The organism is Novosphingobium marinum (genome assembly GCF_013408095.1).
Classification (GTDB): Bacteria; Pseudomonadota; Alphaproteobacteria; order Sphingomonadales; family Sphingomonadaceae; genus Novosphingobium; species Novosphingobium marinum.
The window spans coordinates 283,447-299,781 of sequence record NZ_JACBZF010000003.1; the positions used below are offsets into that span (position 1 = coordinate 283,447).

The window sequence follows — 16,335 nt, forward strand, 5'->3', positions numbered from 1 at the left end:
GCAAGGTGAACCACTAGGAGTCTTTTTATGGATCGGATGCCCGCACTCTTTATCGGCCACGGAAGCCCGATGAACACGCTCGAGAGCAATGGCTACACCTCGGCCTGGCGGGCATTGGGGCCTGAGTTGCCCCGCCCCAAGGCGATCCTCGTGGTTTCTGCACATTGGTATTTCGGTGCCACGGCGGTGACGGCCATGGCACGCCCTCGCACAATCCACGATTTCTACGGTTTCCCACAGGAGCTGTTCGACTTTGAATATCCGGCCAAGGGCGATCCGGACCTCGCGAAAGAGATCGTTGAGCTGGTGAAGCCCGAGTGGGTGGGTCTCGACCAGGATCAGTGGGGTCTCGATCACGGAACGTGGTCGGTGCTCGCCCACCTCTACCCTGAGGCCGACATCCCGGTGGTGCAGCTCTCGATCAACGCGCTCAAGCCGCTGAGCTATCATCTTGACCTTGGCGCAAGACTGGCAGCCTTGCAGGACCGCGGCGTCCTGGTGGTCGCTAGCGGAAATGTCGTTCACAACCTCCGAGCCGTGCGCTGGAACCAGCCCGATTTTGCGTTCGACTGGGCAGAGCGTTTCGACGAAGCAGCGGTTAACCAACTGGCAAAAAACCCGGGCGATCTGCTGCGCCTCGTGGAGCATCCCGATTATGCCGCGGCGGTTCCCACTCCCGACCATTTCGTTCCGATGCTTTATCTTGCCGGAATGGCGGTTGCCCGCAACGAAACCCTTGATCCGCTGGTGCGCGGCTATTCGATGGGTTCAGTGTCCATGACCTGTTACGGTCTTGGCACTGAAGGTTTGGCATGCTCCGAAAAAACGGGCGCGGCCAACTTGCCGAGTGATGTGCCGGCCGACCAGACGAATACATGATCCCTCGGCACACGGGGGACAGGCATGATGAAGTCAGGACGGAAGATACGAAACGTCGGAGTTCGTCTTGATCCTCGAAGACGGGAACATGTCGGAATCCTGGCTCTGCCCTCTCGGCTCGCGAAGTCGCGCCTAATGATTTTGCCTTCCTAAAGGGCGTGTTCAACCGAACTGACGAGGATCATGCCGCGGGTTTTCTCGATCATCAGCTGTGGGCGCTGCGCACAAGCCTCGACCAAGACGCAATAATCGTCCCCCTCTTTGTCGATGACGGTACGATAGACAGTTACACCCTGTAGCGACATGAGGTCGAGCACACGCAAAGGCATGTCGAGCGAGCCGACCCCGCGAATAAGAAATCGGTCCACGGTCACGCAGCGACAGCGAGTTCGTCAGGCGCGTCCAGCGAGGCTTTGGCGATCCGCTGCCGAGCCAATTGATCTGCAGCGGTTTGTGGCGCGACTCCGTGCGTTTTTCCGTGGGTGAACACGTCTGCCAGACGATCTGCGGTCGCTTCCACCCGTGCGTTCGAATCTGCTTGGGGCCAGCCCAGATATTTCGCGGCGACGTTGATGATTCCTCCTGCGTTCACGACGTAGTCAGGCGCGTAAAGAATATCGCGCTCGGCAAGACGGTCGCCGTCCTCCGTAGTGGCCAGCTGATTGTTGGCAGCCCCGCGGACCACCTTCGCCCGCAATTTGCCCGCCGCCACTTCGTCGATCACGCCGCCCAGCGCACAGGGAGCGAATATGTCCGCCTTGGCCGAGAGAATGTCGGCGGCACCAACGACGGTGCCGCCGGTTGCGATGGCAAAGCGCGCTGCCGCGGCGGCGTTGACATCGGACACCAGCAATTGCGCCACTGCCTGATGCAGCATCTGCGCGAGTGCGGCGCCAAGGTGACCGACGCCTCGAATGGGGATCGGGCAGTCGGACAGTGGCCGATGCAGCCTTCTGTGGGCGGCAAGCTACATCGAAGGAAAGACCCCCCGTGCGGTCCATGGCGATGGATCGCCGCCGACGCTATCAGCTTCCAGCGGTAACCCGGCGACATGGGCCGTATGTGTTCGCACCAGCGCCATGTCTTGGGGGGTCGTACCGACATCCTCTGCCGTGACGTACTGCCCATTCGCCGCCGCTGCCTGTTACCCTTTTCATCCTTTTACGATGCCGAAGGACCAAAGGACGCTAAAGGCCGTATCTGGTGTTCCCCGTCAGCACCAATGGCACAGATTTGAGGTTGTGATTTAAGGAGGATTTGGGTCTCGTCGTAGTGACGAAGGAACGAAGATGAGACCCAAATCCTCCAATGCAAAATCGCGCACCAAGGCCTCTGCGGAAGCGGTGGTGAAGGACATCCGCCGGGCCACCCGGCGGCACTTCTCGGCCGAGGACAAGATCCGCATTGTGCTCGATGGACTGCGCGGCGATGACAGCATTGCCGAGCTGTGCCGCAAGGAAGGCATCGCCCAGAGCCTCTATTACACCTGGTCGAAGGAGTTCATGGAAGCGGGCAAGCGGCGCTTGGCCGGCGATACTGCCCGTGCCGCGACCACAGATGAGGTGAAGGATCTGCGCCGGGAGACCGGCGCGCTGAAGGAGTGCGTCGCCGACCTGACGCTCGAGAACCGTCTGCTCAAAAAAAGCATTCTCGCGGATGGGGGCGACGACGAATGAGGTATCCTGCATCCGAGAAGCTGGAGATCATCAGCATCGTCGAGCAGTCGCACCTGTCCGCCAAGCGCACGCTGGACCAGCTCGGCATCGCCCGCCGGACGTTCTATCGCTGGTATGACCGCTACCTCCAAGGCGGGCCGGAAGCGCTGGAGGATCGGCCATCGGCACCGAGCCGGGTGTGGAACCGCATCGGCGAGGACATCCAGGACCAGATCGTCGAGATGGCGCTGGATCACAGTGAGCTGTCCCCGCGCGAGCTAGCCGTGCGCTTCACTGACGAGAAGCGCTACTTCGTGTCCGAAGCCACGGTTTACCGCCTGCTCAAGGCCCACGATCTGATCACCAGCCCGGCCTATGTCGTGATCAAGGCCGCCGATCAGTTCCACACCAAGACCACCCGGCCGAACGAGATGTGGCAGACCGACTTTACCTACTTCAAGATCATCGGTTGGGGCTGGATGTATCTGTCGACCGTGCTCGACGACTTCTCGCGCTACATCATCGCCTGGAAGCTTTGCACCAATATGCGGGCCGAGGACGTGACCGACACGCTGGACCTCGCTCTTGCGGCTTCCGGCTGCGACAGCGCCACGGTGCTGCACAAGCCCAGGCTGCTGTCGGATAATGGTCCCAGTTATATCGCGGGCGAACTGGCTGAATACATCGAGGCCCGGAAGATGAGCCATGTTCGCGGCGCCCCATGCCACCCGCAGACCCAGGGCAAGATCGAGCGCTGGCATCAGACCCTGAAGAACCGCATCCTGCTGGAAAACTACTTCCTGCCCGGCGACCTCGAGGCCCGGATCGAGGCGTTCGTCGAGCACTACAACCACCAGCGATACCACGAGAGCCTGAACAACGTGACGCCCGCCGATGCCTACTTCGGCAGAGCCCCAACCATCATCAAACAGCGTGAAAGGATCAAGCGACAGACCATCGAACATCGGCGCTTGCAACACCGCAGGCTCGCCGCCTAACATCAATCCCCAGACGAGGCCGACACTCCGCTAATCTACGCCGCGAGTTGCGCCAAATGTTCTGACGACGGACAATCGAACTTCGCGATTTCGTAGCGCTTTAGCGCTGCGGAATACCAGTCGTCGAAATACTCCTGCGACATCGCCAGCGCCTCACCGGCAGTCTTGGGCTTGGGCGTGTGGAGCTCGGTGTCATCGGATTGGTAAAGCGCGATACCGTCCTTCGCGACGTCCATGAAGAAATAGCGTCCGTGCGCGAGACCGTCGTTCACCTCCTGCAGGGTATGAACGATAAAGTTGACCGGCGTCTTGAGCGATTTGGTCACGCCGTACTCGCGCATCAGCCGGTCATCGAGCTTCGACCAGTACTTGACCCGGTCGACCAGCCGCTTGTCGTTGACGATGATGAGCAAATCGTAGTCCGACTGGTAGCCCTTGGCCGTATGCGGCTCGTCGACCCAAGTGCCGCGGGCATAGCTGCCGTAGAGAATGACCTTGAGAATGCGACCGGCCTTCTTCCACTCGTGCTTCGCCAGCGCAAAGGCATCATCGAATTCTTCGAAGATCAGCTGCACCACGCGCTCAAGTTCGCGTTGCTTTTGCGGAGGCAGATGATCTAGTTCGGTGCGCATTACTGGACCTTTAGCAAGCACTTGGAATGGTTGCACCCTCGCATTCCTGCAGGTGCGCCGGCGCATGAAAGAAAGCGTTCCTCTGCTCTATTCATGTGGGTTTCCTGCCGGACTATCGAAGGTCTTTGTCAGGGCTACGCCGGAGGCTCTGGGCCGTCTCCGTCCGGATTTTCAATCTCACCCCGCCTTGGTTCTGAAGCCGCGCGAATGAGATCGTCAGCGAGATGCCTGCCTGTTTCCATGCGCCGCGCGAGCGCTTCGACGAAGAAGTCGAACCGCTTTTCTGCATCGGCACGCGCAGCGGCATTGGCTTCAAACGGCATGGCCGGGGTCACCGCCAGCCATCGCCTGAGGTAGAGCGCGAATGCCTCGTTCCCGACCTCGATATGATAGTCGAGCTTGCCGATCTGTCGGCCTATGCGATCAAGGCGTCGGCTGAAGGCCGCTTCCATGCGTTCCGATCCATCGGGAGAGAGAAAAGAGCCGACGGCGGCCTCTACCACCGAAGCCTGGGAAACGCGCTTTCGACCCGCATAGTCTGCAAGCTGCCTGGAAAGGGCTGGCGGCAGGCGGAAGGTATGCTTGATACGGTTGCCCTTTCTCATAGCTCGATCCCGTCGCCGGGATCGAGCGCAGCGCGCCGCGCATTGGCCTGCATCCGCTCGGCCATTCTGCGATTGCGGTTTGCCTGATCGTCGTCCGTTCGGTCGGCAAACTCAAATTCGTTGGGGATCTCGACTGGCGGCGGCGCCACATCTTCGTATTCCGGCAATTCAGGGGATTGGCGGATCCCGCCATCGGACTGGCGATCATCGACCTGAAACTCTTCAGACGCGGTCGGCGATTTCTCCAATTGCGAAGGCGCGGTCACATGTCTCCCGTGCCATTCGCTCTCGTCCGCTGCGAACTCCGGCTTTTCAACCGTCGGTGGACACTCCACCCGTTTGCTGAGCCGCGGATCGCGGTAGTAGCGCGCTTTCCTGGCACGGATCGGATGCACGCCTGCGAGCATCACGATTTCGTCGGTATCGGGAAGCTGCATGATCTCGCCCTGGGTCAGAAGAGCGCGCGCCGTCTCCGAGCGCGAGACCATCAAATGACCGAGCCACGGGGAGAGGCGGTGCCCGGCATAATTGCGCATTGCCCGGGTTTCGGTGGCGGTCCCGAGCGATTCCGAAACGCGCTTTGCGGTTCGCTCGTCATTGGTCGCGAAGCACACCCGCACATGGCAATTGTCGAGAATGGCATTGTTCTGTCCGTAGGCCTTCTCGATCTGATTCAATGACTGGGCGATCAGAAAGGCCTTGATGCCGTAGCCCGCCATGAAGGCGAGCGCGCTTTCGAAGAAGTCGAGCCTGCCCAAAGCCGGGAACTCGTCGAGCATAAGGAGAAGCCGCTCGCGACCGGCACCTTCCTGCAGGTCCTCGGTCAGGCGTCTTCCGAGCTGATTGAGGATGAGCCGGATAAGCGGCTTGGTGCGGCTGATGTCTGACGGCGGGACGACGAGATAGAGCGTGACCGGCCGGCCCTGTGCCACGAGGTCCGCGATGCGCCATTCGCAATGCCGCGTGACGCTGGCGATGACCGGATCGCGGTAAAGCCCGAGGAACGACATGGCGGTCGAGAGCACGCCCGAGCGTTCGTTTTCCGACTTGTTGAGCAATTCTCTCGCCGCGCTCGCAACCACCGGATGGACGCCGTCTTCCCCCAGATGCGGCGTGCGCATCATTGCGGTCAGTGTCGCCTCGATCGATCGGCGCGGATCGGACAGGAAGTTCGCCACCCCGGCAAGCGTCTTGTCAGGCTCGGCATAAAGCACATGCAGAATGGCCCCGACGAGCAGCGCATGGCTGGTCTTCTCCCAGTGGTTGCGCCGTTCAAGCGAGCCTTCGGGATCGACCAGCACATCGGCGATGTTCTGCACGTCGCGCACCTCGTTGATGCCGCGTCGCACTTCCATCAGCGGGTTATAGGCTGCCGACGCCTCATTGGTCGGATCAAACAGAAGCGTGCGACTGAACCGGGAGCGGAAGCCTGCGGTCAGCTCCCAGTTCTCGCCCTTGATATCATGCACGATCGCCGAGTGGGGCCAGGTCAGCAGCGTCGGGACGACAAGGCCTACACCTTTGCCGCTGCGGGTCGGTGCGAAGCAGAGCACATGTTCGGGCCCGTCGTGACGAAGATAGAGATTGGCATGCTGGCCGATAATGACGCCCTTGCCTGCCAGAAGGCCCACGCGTGATATTTCGGAACGGGTCGCCCAGCGCGCCGAGCCATAAGTCGCGCTGTTCCTGATCTCTCGGGCGCGCCAGACCGACATGCCGATCGCGACCGCCACCGACACGAGACCGCCCGATGCGGCAATCATTCCGCCGATCTCGAAGATGCGCGGCGCATAGGCTTCGTAGCTGAACCACCACCAGAAGATGGCATAAGGCGGATAGACGGGCGCTCCGGAGACACTGAACCACGGCGCGCCCAATTGTGCTTGATAGCCGAGCGCGTGCGCCGTCCATTGAGTACCCGCCCACACACCTGCGAGCGTGAGAGCAAAGACGACGAGTATCTGACCCCACAATATCCGGGTTGCCGACAAGGCTGGCTCCTTTCGTGAAGGACAGCACGGCGGCTTTGCATTGCATATTCAAGTCGGAAGCTGCGTGATCGCAGGTTGGCGTAGCAAAAGCGGCGTACGGCTAGATTGCTTCCCGACTATAGTCCGGGTTACCGGACCAGGTCAGGCGGTACATCGCCCCTTGCGCGACCGATTGCACGACGTTGGGCCACAGGGCCGCGATGCAAGTTCCATCCGCATGGCGCACAGAGGGATAGATAATGCCGTTATGACCGGCTGCGCGTGCCTGCGCCGCTAGAGCATTGCCGACAGGATAGCCTTTCGTCTTGTCCGGATCGAGGGCCGGGTGTCCGGGCTGCTCGCGCAAATCGATGAAGACGCCCGCCATGCTGGCAATCATCTCGCCATATTCGACAACGGCATCGAAATCGCCGGCATCGGCGAGCGCCTGTGTCAGGTGATGGCCGACCTCGGCAATACAGGTCTCGACATCGAGCGCGGCATACCATGCGCCGCGGTTCGCGGGGTTGAAGCGATTGGGCTCGCGCGGTTTGGCGTAGGCAAAGCTCGCATTGATGAACCTGGCATGCGGCACGCCGTGAACCAGTTCGTCGGCTGTCAGCCCGCCAAACCCGCGCTCTTCGGCGATCAGGCGCGAACTCGTCGCCCCCTCGATTTCAGCGAGCAGCGCAAGCTCGGCATCACTGTCGGCAAGTGGAGCCATGACCGCTTCGCGCAAGCGCGCGCTGGAAACGAGCCGGACAGTCCGCTCGAACGCTTCGCGGATCTGCGGCGGCTCGCCTGCCTCCTCAGAGCCCGCCACGAAGCGCGTCGATATATTGTCTGGTCTCCAGCATGCGCGGAATGCCGCCTTCGATCATCGCCCCGATGGGCGAGCGGCGATCAAACAACGGGGCCCTGTTTTCGAGCTTTGGCCAGCGATCGGCCATGTCGTTGGCGAACAGCAGATGCAGTCCCTTGAACAGACCGATCAGCGCCGACGCGCGGGTCAGCTGGTCCTGACCGAGCGAGCCCTCCCAGGTTCCGGCTTTCATCCGGTCCCAGGTGCTTTCGGACACGCCGAGCAGCGCAGCGCCCTCAGCGTTGCTCGCACCCCAGGCCCCAATGAGGCGCAGCACGGCCTTTACCGCAGCGCTGGTGAGGCGGCTGCGATCACCGTCGCTTGCAAAGGTCTGAAGCCCCGGGGGAGCTTCGGCATGCTGAATCGCTGCACTTACCATATCGCATCTCCTGATGCGTTTATAAGCATCATATGGTGCGTTTGTCAAGATTTCCGTTATGATGCCGGTGCTCCTCAAACCGCCGGACCGTGCGAACGCGCAAAGTTCCAGTCGACACCGCCTCGCACATGGACCTTGCCAGCGACTTCTTTTCCAAGATGCCGCTCGAGGTCTTGCCTCCAGGGCACGAGCTGCAAACCCACTCCGTCATCGATCATGGCGAAGCGACCCGACGCCAGCGAAATGCGCTCGCGGTAGATGCCGGAAATGTGATCACCTTGCGTTACCGGATTTGCCAGACGACCATGACGCGCAGCCAGCGCTTTACCTGCCGCGTCCAGTTCCTGCTTGCGGAGCGTTCCGAGCAGGTTGCGCACCAAGGTCACGCTCCTACCATGTCGCTTCGCAAGACCTTGATCGACGAGCCAGTCACGGCGCTCGTCAAGAGCCTTCCGGACTTCATTGCCGAAGCCGCCTCCCAGCGACGCGGCTCGTGCCGACAGCAGCTGCCGGTCGAGCCAGGTCGCCCCGCGCGCGTCAATCTGCCGCTCGAGCGGCAGGTCCGAACGCACCAGCAGGCTGCTGCGCCGTCGCCCGTTGCGGTCGGTCCATTCGCCTGTCTCGACGATTGCGCCGGGTGCTGCATCGCTTGTCTGGTCCAGATCGGGAAAACGCAGATAATGCGTACGCCCGTCCACTCCTTCGACGATCGCATAAGCCTCGCCTGTCAGCTCGTTATGGAAACCGCGCTCGACCAACCTGCCGATGACTCGGCGGTTCTCGTCTTCGCCATGCAGCGCGAAGGCTGCAGGGGCAACTTGTACGCCCCGTTCACTCATCGCCTTGTGCAAGGTCTTGATGATGTCGCCGCGCTCGCCAAGCGCGCGCAAGGTCGGTTCGAGATCTGCGGCCAAGGTCCAGCGCGCCGCCCCGATCCGCTCGGCCAATCCCATGCGTTCGAGCGTTCGTGCGCGGCCGATAAGGAATGCGCGGTTGCTGCGGCGTGTCGCATCGACTTCGGGGGACAAATCGACCACGCCGAGATCGTCGCGTTGCTTTTGCAGCCGGCGGTCGAGTGAGGTCCAGCGCTCGGCATCGACCTCGCGGCGAAGCGCTAGCTGAATATCGCGCTCGCTGCGCGGCCCGAGTTCGATAGTGACGCGCTCCTGGGCACGGGCACGCATGCCTTCGCTGATATAAGAGCGATCGATCACCAGATCCCTGCCGTCCGAGGCAACTCCGCGGACCAGAACATGGACGTGCGGGTTATCGGTATTCCAGTGATCGACCGCTACCCAGTCGAGGCTGGTGTCGAGGTCGCTCGCCATATCTTCAAGCAGTTCGCGCGTGAAAGCGCGCAGGTCAGCCATCTCGCTCGCGTCTTCCGGCGACACGATGAAGCGGAAGTGATGCCGGTCGTCTTCGCAGCGCGCGGCGAAGGCATCGCCATCGACCTCATCCGACGAGGCATCGAACATCTGGGCATCCGATCCGTCACGGGTGACGCCGTCGCGTTCGAGATAGGCGATGTGGCGAGCGAGCGGTGCAGAGCGGAAGCGGCTGCCGCCATGACGAACGACGCGCGCCTTGATGATGACCCGCCGCTGGAAAGCATGGGGGCTGCCTCTGAACGCAGCATGTTTGCCGCGCCCCAGGTGACCGGCTCCGCCACCTGCCCGGCCTCGCCCGAGCGGTGTATAGCCTGACCGGCGTGAGGCCTGCAGCACGCGTCCCACCAGCGAACCGGCCTTGCGATAGGCGCGCGCATCGCTGTCTCTCGACCGACCCGGCCTGATGTCGAATTCGTCGTCAGCCACAGACAAGAAAATCGGAAGACGGCGCTTTCAGCATTGAAAAGCCTAAGGATTCCGATCCAAGCGCCTGCAGGCGTACAGCAGAGACGGCGCATATTCTCCCGCAAAACCAACCACCTGCAGCCCGGCCGACGGCGCTGCTTTTATCTCGCCATCTTATTTGGCTTCGTTTTTGAGCAAGTATTCGCCATCGTCGTTTCCTCTCTTTAGCACTAAAAGACCAACTATTCGACGCCAATGTAGGCTGGTCTGCGAAGTAGCGGTTGAGGTCTGATACGCCGCGCAATCTTCCGTGCTCATCGAAGCCGGTATCGCTCTGCATCGAGGCGATACTTGGGCGCTCGCGGCACATGTCGCTATCGGAGTTACGGGGCATCGTCACAGGCAATCAAGCGTGGTCAGTCTGCACTGCCACAGGCGAGATATCGTGCTTCCCGTTGTCCTGGTCTGTATCATTCCTTCTGCCGCTTGCGCGGACCTCCGTATGTTGTCGAGCCGTCAGTCGGCTGCGTTCTTCGTGTTCGTCATCATGACCGCGCGTAGCTCAGCCGCTGCATCTTGGCGGCGTAGGCGCTGTCGAACTCGTGCGCTTCGGCGTCGGGATCGCCGACATAGAACGTGCCGTCGCGCCACATCGCATGCATCACGATGGCGAGCTTGCGGGCGACCGCGACACGCGCCTTGGCGTGGCACTTGGTCTTCGCGAGCTTCAGTCCCCACGTCTTGATCGTGTCGCGCCCCTTGAACCGGGTGAGCATCGCGGATGCAGCCTCGTAGAGCGCGCGGCGCATATCGGGATCACCCGCCTTGCTGATGCGGCCCTTCACGTCGATCGACGAGCCCGACTGCCAGCGGCGCGAGGTAAGCCCGAAGTATGCTGCGACGTTGCGCGAGCGGCGGAAGCGGGTGGGATCATCGATCGCGCTCTTGAAGCTCAGCGCGGTCACCGGGCCGACGCCCGGGATCGCCATGAACCGGCGGCACAGCTCGTCGCGCATGGCGAGCTGGGTGACGAGCTTGTGCAGGATCAGATACTCTTCCCACAGCGCCGCGCGGGCTCTGAGCATGCAGTCCATCAGCCCTGCGGTCATCGCATCGCCTGCGACCGCCTCGCGCACGGCCTTCGCCATCGATCCGCGTCCGACCTTGCCAAGCCGGATCCCGAACACCTTCAGCGAGTGGCGGATGGCGTTCTCGATATCGAGGAACTTGCGCTTGAGGTTGCGCCGCTGGACCAGCAGCAGGCGTATCCGGTAGCACTCCTCGGTCTTGATATGCGCCTGCCGGAACCACCCGGTGCGCATGATATGGGCGATACCGAGCGCATCGGCGGCGTCGGTCTTGTTGCGCTGGGCCGACAGCGCGGCGCGCACATGGCGCGTCTCCAGACAGACGGCGGGCAAGCCCAGCTCGATCAATCCGGCATGCAGCCACGGCGATACCGATCCCGCCTCATGGCCGACCCGGCGCAGCCGTCCCGCAAACCGCTCCAGCGCCTCAGCGATCAGCTCCGGCTCGGTCGGGACCTCGGTCTCCAGTACCACCTTCCCGTCATCGCCCACCACACAGATCGCGGTCTCCTCGATCGATACATCGAGCCCTGCAAAGTACTCCATCATCCGACTCCTACGCTTCCGTTTAACCGGAGCGAGGGAAGCGCCTGATGCAGCCGCTGTGCAAGACTTGGCCGCAGCCAAGTCCTCCCCAAATACAGCGGCAATCTTATTTGGCTTCGTTTTTGAGCAAGTATTCGCCATCGTCGTTTCCTCTCTTTAGCACTAAAAGACCAACTATTCGACGCCAATGTAGGCTGGTCTGCGAAGTAGCGGTTGAGGTCTGATACGCCGCGCAATCTTCCGTGCTCATCGAAGCCGGTATCGCTCTGCATCGAGGCGATACTTGGGCGCTCGCGGCACATGTCGCTATCGGAGTTACGGGGCATCGTCACAGGCAATCAAGCGTGGTCAGTCTGCACTGCCACAGGCGAGATATCGTGCTTCCCGTTGTCCTGGTCTGTATCATTCCTTCTGCCGCTTGCGCGGACCTCCGTATGTTGTCGAGCCGTCAGTCGGCTGCGTTCTTCGTGTTCGTCATCATGACCGCGCGTAGCTCAGCCGCTGCATCTTGGCGGCGTAGGCGCTGTCGAACTCGTGCGCTTCGGCGTCGGGATCGCCGACATAGAACGTGCCGTCGCGCCACATCGCATGCATCACGATGGCGAGCTTGCGGGCGACCGCGACACGCGCCTTGGCGTGGCACTTGGTCTTCGCGAGCTTCAGTCCCCACGTCTTGATCGTGTCGCGCCCCTTGAACCGGGTGAGCATCGCGGATGCAGCCTCGTAGAGCGCGCGGCGCATATCGGGATCACCCGCCTTGCTGATGCGGCCCTTCACGTCGATCGACGAGCCCGACTGCCAGCGGCGCGAGGTAAGCCCGAAGTATGCTGCGACGTTGCGCGAGCGGCGGAAGCGGGTGGGATCATCGATCGCGCTCTTGAAGCTCAGCGCGGTCACCGGGCCGACGCCCGGGATCGCCATGAACCGGCGGCACAGCTCGTCGCGCATGGCGAGCTGGGTGACGAGCTTGTGCAGGATCAGATACTCTTCCCACAGCGCCGCGCGGGCTCTGAGCATGCAGTCCATCAGCCCTGCGGTCATCGCATCGCCTGCGACCGCCTCGCGCACGGCCTTCGCCATCGATCCGCGTCCGACCTTGCCAAGCCGGATCCCGAACACCTTCAGCGAGTGGCGGATGGCGTTCTCGATATCGAGGAACTTGCGCTTGAGGTTGCGCCGCTGGACCAGCAGCAGGCGTATCCGGTAGCACTCCTCGGTCTTGATATGCGCCTGCCGGAACCACCCGGTGCGCATGATATGGGCGATACCGAGCGCATCGGCGGCGTCGGTCTTGTTGCGCTGGGCCGACAGCGCGGCGCGCACATGGCGCGTCTCCAGACAGACGGCGGGCAAGCCCAGCTCGATCAATCCGGCATGCAGCCACGGCGATACCGATCCCGCCTCATGGCCGACCCGGCGCAGCCGTCCCGCAAACCGCTCCAGCGCCTCAGCGATCAGCTCCGGCTCGGTCGGGACCTCGGTCTCCAGTACCACCTTCCCGTCATCGCCCACCACACAGATCGCGGTCTCCTCGATCGATACATCGAGCCCTGCAAAGTACTCCATCATCCGACTCCTACGCTTCCGTTTAACCGGAGCGAGGGAAGCGCCTGATGCAGCCGCTGTGCAAGACTTGGCCGCAGCCAAGTCCTCCCCAAATACAGCGGCAATCCCTCCCTTCCTTTGGTGCGCAAGCCTCCCGTCCTTCGCCCGCTTTCGCCAGGGAACGCATGGCTGCGCGAAGGTGCGAGGCTCGCTTTCATTGGGAGGAAGCCGTCGAGACGGGCGCGAATAGATCGTGCGCGGCTTGTTCCGGTCGCGCGAAGGGGTTCGCCGCGGGGCCGGGCATAGCCACCTCGTCCAACTCTTTTCGCGCTGCGCCGGGAGGCTGCAAGGCGCCAACCGGAACATTCCTGGCTTGTAGAGGCGCCGCCGCAAACATGCGCTCGGACTGCAACAGCGGCGCAATCCGGGCGACATAGCGGCGCGTTTCGAGTGGCAGCGAACGCCGTCCGGCAAGCCAGTCTTCGTAGCGTCCCGGACCTGCATTGTATGCAGCGAGGAAGCCTTGCGCGCCGTAGCGATCGTACATTTCGCGCAGGTAAGACGTGCCGGCCAGAACGTTGTCGCGCGGGTCGAACGGGTCTTGCCCGAGGGAGAACCGGGCGCGCTGCCGCGACCAGGTTCCGGGCATGAGCTGCATGAGACCCATCGCTCCTGCTCTGGAAACCGCCCGCACCCGGCCCGCACTTTCGGCGCGGATCACCGCGTAGATCCAGTGCTCGGGAATGCCGAATTGCTGCGATGCTTCGCTGACATGCGCTGCAATCTCGACGCCCTGGGAAGCTCGGACAAACTGCTCCGATTGCGCAAAAACCTGTGCCGGACTCGCCGCCACCATGGCCGCCAGGAGTCCCGGCAGAAGATACAGGCGGAGCACGGAATCAATCCTTTGCCGGGCGGCGCGCACCGCGCGACCATATAAGGACATGGCTCTGGCCGTCAGAACTGAACAGATTGGCGCGCAGAGGCCGCGGCAATACCGGATCGTCGATGACGAGCGTGACAAAACTGCCTGCCTTGTCGCCGACATGTTTCCAGCCTGCACCCACCTCGTAGGTTTCCTCGCCTTCACCTGCCATGATGCGATAGTCAGGGGCGTTCTCGGTGTCGCCGGGGTCGGCGGCCACCAGGGTCAGCGGTGCGTCGATGGTCAGGGTTTGCAGGCGCCCTTCAAAGCCGTCGGGTGTGGCTGCAAAAGTGCCGATACAGGTCATTGTGCGTCTCCTTCAGTGGTGTTTTGGATGGGAAAGTCGGCGGGCGAGGCGAGCAGCACATAGTCCCCGTCGCCCGATTCGTTGGTCCAGACGGGCCGCGCGCGCCCGATGACATCGGCGCGTGCGACCGGGCCGAAATAACGCCCGTCAAAGCTGCCGGGGGCGCGCCTGTTCATCACGAACAGTTCATCCGCAGCGATAGTCCGGCATCCTTTCCAGACGGGCAGTTCGCGTCCAAGGCTGTCGCGCCGACGCGCCGATCCCGCAGGTGTCCCATTGATCTCGATGAGCAGGTCGCGCCGGCAGACCGTATCCCCGCCAAGCGCCGCAACCTCCTTGATGAGCGGAACGCCCGCAGGAAGATAGCCGCGCGAGGCGAGGTATTTCTGCAGCCTGAAAGCAGGATCGATCGCGACGCGGTCGCCCCTCTGGAGACCGGTCTTTCCGCCGATTGAGTACAGTCCAACCGGCACGCTGGCCGTCACGTTCCAGACCAAAAGTCGCGAGAGCGGGATTGCGATGCTGGCCAGTGTCGCTGCCGCGACCATGCCTGCCAGAAAGGCGGTGCGCCGCCTCATGATTGCAGCTTTCGCCGCCGCAGCCAGTCGCGATGGCGCGCAGGGGAATAGGAACGTACTTGCATGCCCCCTGCCAGCCTGTTGTGGACATGATGCCAGTGGTCGGGAGCTACATCGCAGGGATGGATGCCAACGTCCTCGATCGCATCGATCAGCGCAAAGACCTGGCGAACCTTTGGCCAGCTTCGCACCGAGAGCAGGATTTGCGCGCCAGGATCGACCTGCGGCAGAGTGGTGAACGGCTCGCCGAAACCGGCGGCTTGGGCGATCGTGAGCGTGGAGCCAACGGTCCCGTAGTCGTTCGAAGCCCACCGAACCAAGGCAAAGACCTGTCCCGGAGCATAGCTTTCGATACGCGTCCGGCGGTCGAGGATGCGCTCTGCAACGGGCTTGCCGAACCGAAGCCAGTCTTCCTGCACGCCGCCGCGCCACACCAGCGTGACATGCGTGAGTGGCGGATCACCGGAACCTGCGTCGACCGGTTCCGGAGGCGGAAGCGAAGCGCGCGCTGCGCTTTTGCACAGGCGTGGCTGTGTTAGCAGGAATCTGAAAGATTCCTTGTTAGCATTGTTAAGGGCTTCGCAGGCGCCGCGTTTCCGGCGAGTCGCGCAGGCTCCCGGTTCCCGATAGTCCGGGAATAGGGTTCCCGATCGTCCGAACATCACGGTTCCCGATAGTCCGAACATCACGCACCCTTTTCCACAGGGGGCAGCCCGATACGGCGCCGCGCGGACGCGAAGGGATCGACAGGCGCTGCAACGAACAGGAGCCGCTCGCGGCCGAACTGGTGCTCAAGAGCGAGATTGTAGCCGGGGAGCGACTGGCGGCGAACGATGGCCCGCACTTCGAAAGCGAAACGCTTCAATGGCGAGAGCGCGCCGGACTTCACATGCAAGTGCGAAATGTCGAAACTCCACCCGCCCTTCTGCTTCCCGCCATGCTTGCGTACGATGCGATAGAGCCAGCGCTCGAGACCGCCGGTAAGCGCAAAATAGGCCGGGTCGATGGTCAGAACGAGCGCACGATCGAGCACGCCCTCGTAAAGCCAGTCCGGTACGATCATTTCGATGCCGAGCGCGCGCCCGTTGTCATCGAGCCGTTCGCGCCATTCGTTGATCCAGGAAAATCGTCGGCGGCGTCGCGCCCCGGCCTGCCGGATGGAGGTGGCAATGCTGGTCGACTGCAAGCGGTCGAGCGCCGCCTTCAGGCGCTCGTAGCCAGCCTTTCCGGTTCCGCGCCGGGTGAAGGTAAGGATTTCATGGGGCGTCGCCGCGATAAGGCGCGAGGTGGCTTTGCCGGCATCGCGCGCCTCGACGATCTGGCTCGCTACCCAGATCAGCACATCGGCGTCCCAGATGGTGGCCATGCCATGTTCGGCGGTCGCTTCGACCAGAATGGCGACCTCGCCCATGCGAAAGTCGATCGGCTTCACGCGCTTCGACTTGGCGAGGCTGAAGAAAGGCCAGGCCATCAGATCCTGTGCATCGCGCGCGGCGATGTCGCTGCCGGCGCCAACGAAAAGGTCGAGCTGCCCGGCCTCGCCGTCCGATGTCCTCAAGGAGCGCATCGT

The 16,335-nt window shown here is 62.5% G+C and carries 16 protein-coding genes and 1 pseudogene; 2 read left to right on the plus strand and 15 right to left on the minus strand.

What is annotated here, in order from left to right; genetic code table 11:
- The first annotated feature begins 36 nt into the window (after nt 1-36).
- Nucleotides 37-879: a 4,5-DOPA-extradiol-dioxygenase gene (ygiD, locus tag FHS75_RS10690; RefSeq protein ID WP_268234541.1), complete on the plus strand. Its 843-nt coding sequence runs from the start codon at nt 37-39 to the stop codon at nt 877-879.
- Between the two features lie 149 nt (nt 880-1,028).
- Here the strand turns inward: ygiD and FHS75_RS10695 are convergent, their stop codons facing one another.
- Both FHS75_RS10695 and FHS75_RS10700 read right to left on the minus strand, forming a co-directional pair.
- The gene (locus FHS75_RS10695; RefSeq protein WP_067679726.1) at nt 1,029-1,253 is read right to left on the minus strand and encodes a hypothetical protein; all 225 of its coding nucleotides are present in this window, start codon (nt 1,251-1,253) and stop codon (nt 1,029-1,031) included.
- Nucleotides 1,250-1,756, minus strand: coding sequence for a Rossmann-fold NAD(P)-binding domain-containing protein (locus tag FHS75_RS10700; RefSeq protein WP_067679723.1), 507 nt, complete (start codon nt 1,754-1,756; stop codon nt 1,250-1,252). The genes FHS75_RS10695 and FHS75_RS10700 overlap by 4 nt, the downstream gene beginning before the upstream one ends.
- 412 nt (nt 1,757-2,168) lie before the next feature.
- On the opposite strand from FHS75_RS10700, the gene FHS75_RS10705 reads away from it, so the two are divergent.
- Nucleotides 2,169-3,532 (plus strand): IS3 family transposase gene (locus FHS75_RS10705; protein WP_179407693.1). Its coding sequence is split into 2 segments (ribosomal slippage): nt 2,169-2,517 and nt 2,517-3,532, totalling 1,365 coding nucleotides; the frame shifts between segments, so codons are not numbered across the junction.
- Nucleotides 3,533-3,612: 80 nt separating this feature from the next.
- Here FHS75_RS10705 and FHS75_RS10710 read toward each other — a convergent pair.
- From FHS75_RS10710 to FHS75_RS10770, 13 genes and pseudogenes are all read right to left on the minus strand, one after another.
- A pseudogene (locus FHS75_RS10710) lies at nt 3,613-4,164 on the minus strand (nucleotidyltransferase domain-containing protein); the annotation flags it as partial.
- A 134-nt stretch (nt 4,165-4,298) separates the two neighbouring features.
- On the minus strand, nt 4,299-4,769 hold the full coding sequence (locus FHS75_RS10715; protein WP_067679891.1) for a CopG family transcriptional regulator: 471 nt from the start codon (nt 4,767-4,769) through the stop codon (nt 4,299-4,301).
- Nucleotides 4,766-6,760 carry a conjugal transfer protein TraG gene (locus FHS75_RS10720; protein WP_067679894.1) on the minus strand — a complete coding sequence of 665 codons (1,995 nt, stop codon included), beginning with the start codon at nt 6,758-6,760 and terminating at the stop codon, nt 4,766-4,768. The genes FHS75_RS10715 and FHS75_RS10720 overlap by 4 nt, the downstream gene beginning before the upstream one ends.
- 100 nt (nt 6,761-6,860) lie before the next feature.
- Nucleotides 6,861-7,562, minus strand: coding sequence for an RES family NAD+ phosphorylase (locus FHS75_RS10725; protein ID WP_054527877.1), 702 nt, complete (start codon nt 7,560-7,562; stop codon nt 6,861-6,863).
- On the minus strand, nt 7,549-7,980 hold the full coding sequence (locus FHS75_RS10730; protein ID WP_047822813.1) for an antitoxin Xre-like helix-turn-helix domain-containing protein: 432 nt from the start codon (nt 7,978-7,980) through the stop codon (nt 7,549-7,551). The genes FHS75_RS10725 and FHS75_RS10730 overlap by 14 nt, the downstream gene beginning before the upstream one ends.
- Nucleotides 7,981-8,054: 74 nt before the next feature.
- Nucleotides 8,055-9,803 (minus strand): relaxase/mobilization nuclease domain-containing protein, encoded by a 1,749-nt coding sequence (locus FHS75_RS10735; RefSeq protein ID WP_179407694.1) that lies wholly within the window; start codon nt 9,801-9,803, stop codon nt 8,055-8,057.
- A 518-nt stretch (nt 9,804-10,321) separates the two neighbouring features.
- Nucleotides 10,322-11,410 (minus strand): IS110 family RNA-guided transposase, encoded by a 1,089-nt coding sequence (locus tag FHS75_RS10740; RefSeq protein WP_179407695.1) that lies wholly within the window; start codon nt 11,408-11,410, stop codon nt 10,322-10,324.
- Nucleotides 11,411-11,887: 477 nt separating this feature from the next.
- The gene (locus tag FHS75_RS10745; RefSeq protein WP_179407695.1) at nt 11,888-12,976 is read right to left on the minus strand and encodes an IS110 family RNA-guided transposase; all 1,089 of its coding nucleotides are present in this window, start codon (nt 12,974-12,976) and stop codon (nt 11,888-11,890) included.
- Nucleotides 12,977-13,169: 193 nt separating this feature from the next.
- Nucleotides 13,170-13,880 carry a lytic transglycosylase domain-containing protein gene (locus FHS75_RS10750; RefSeq protein WP_229735551.1) on the minus strand — a complete coding sequence of 237 codons (711 nt, stop codon included), beginning with the start codon at nt 13,878-13,880 and terminating at the stop codon, nt 13,170-13,172.
- A complete protein-coding gene (locus tag FHS75_RS10755) occupies nt 13,855-14,187 on the minus strand; it encodes a DUF736 domain-containing protein (protein WP_179407696.1) in 333 nt (110 codons plus the stop codon). Before FHS75_RS10755 ends, FHS75_RS10750 begins: the two co-directional genes overlap by 26 nt.
- Nucleotides 14,184-14,765, minus strand: coding sequence for a S26 family signal peptidase (locus FHS75_RS10760; protein ID WP_179407697.1), 582 nt, complete (start codon nt 14,763-14,765; stop codon nt 14,184-14,186). The genes FHS75_RS10755 and FHS75_RS10760 overlap by 4 nt, the downstream gene beginning before the upstream one ends.
- Complete coding sequence (locus FHS75_RS10765) at nt 14,762-15,307, minus strand: DUF2840 domain-containing protein (RefSeq protein ID WP_373285007.1); 546 nt, start codon at nt 15,305-15,307, stop codon at nt 14,762-14,764. The genes FHS75_RS10760 and FHS75_RS10765 overlap by 4 nt, the downstream gene beginning before the upstream one ends.
- A gap of 143 nt (nt 15,308-15,450) precedes the next feature.
- The gene (locus FHS75_RS10770; RefSeq protein ID WP_179407698.1) at nt 15,451-16,332 is read right to left on the minus strand and encodes a replication initiator protein A; all 882 of its coding nucleotides are present in this window, start codon (nt 16,330-16,332) and stop codon (nt 15,451-15,453) included.
- Nucleotides 16,333-16,335 lie beyond the last annotated feature (3 nt).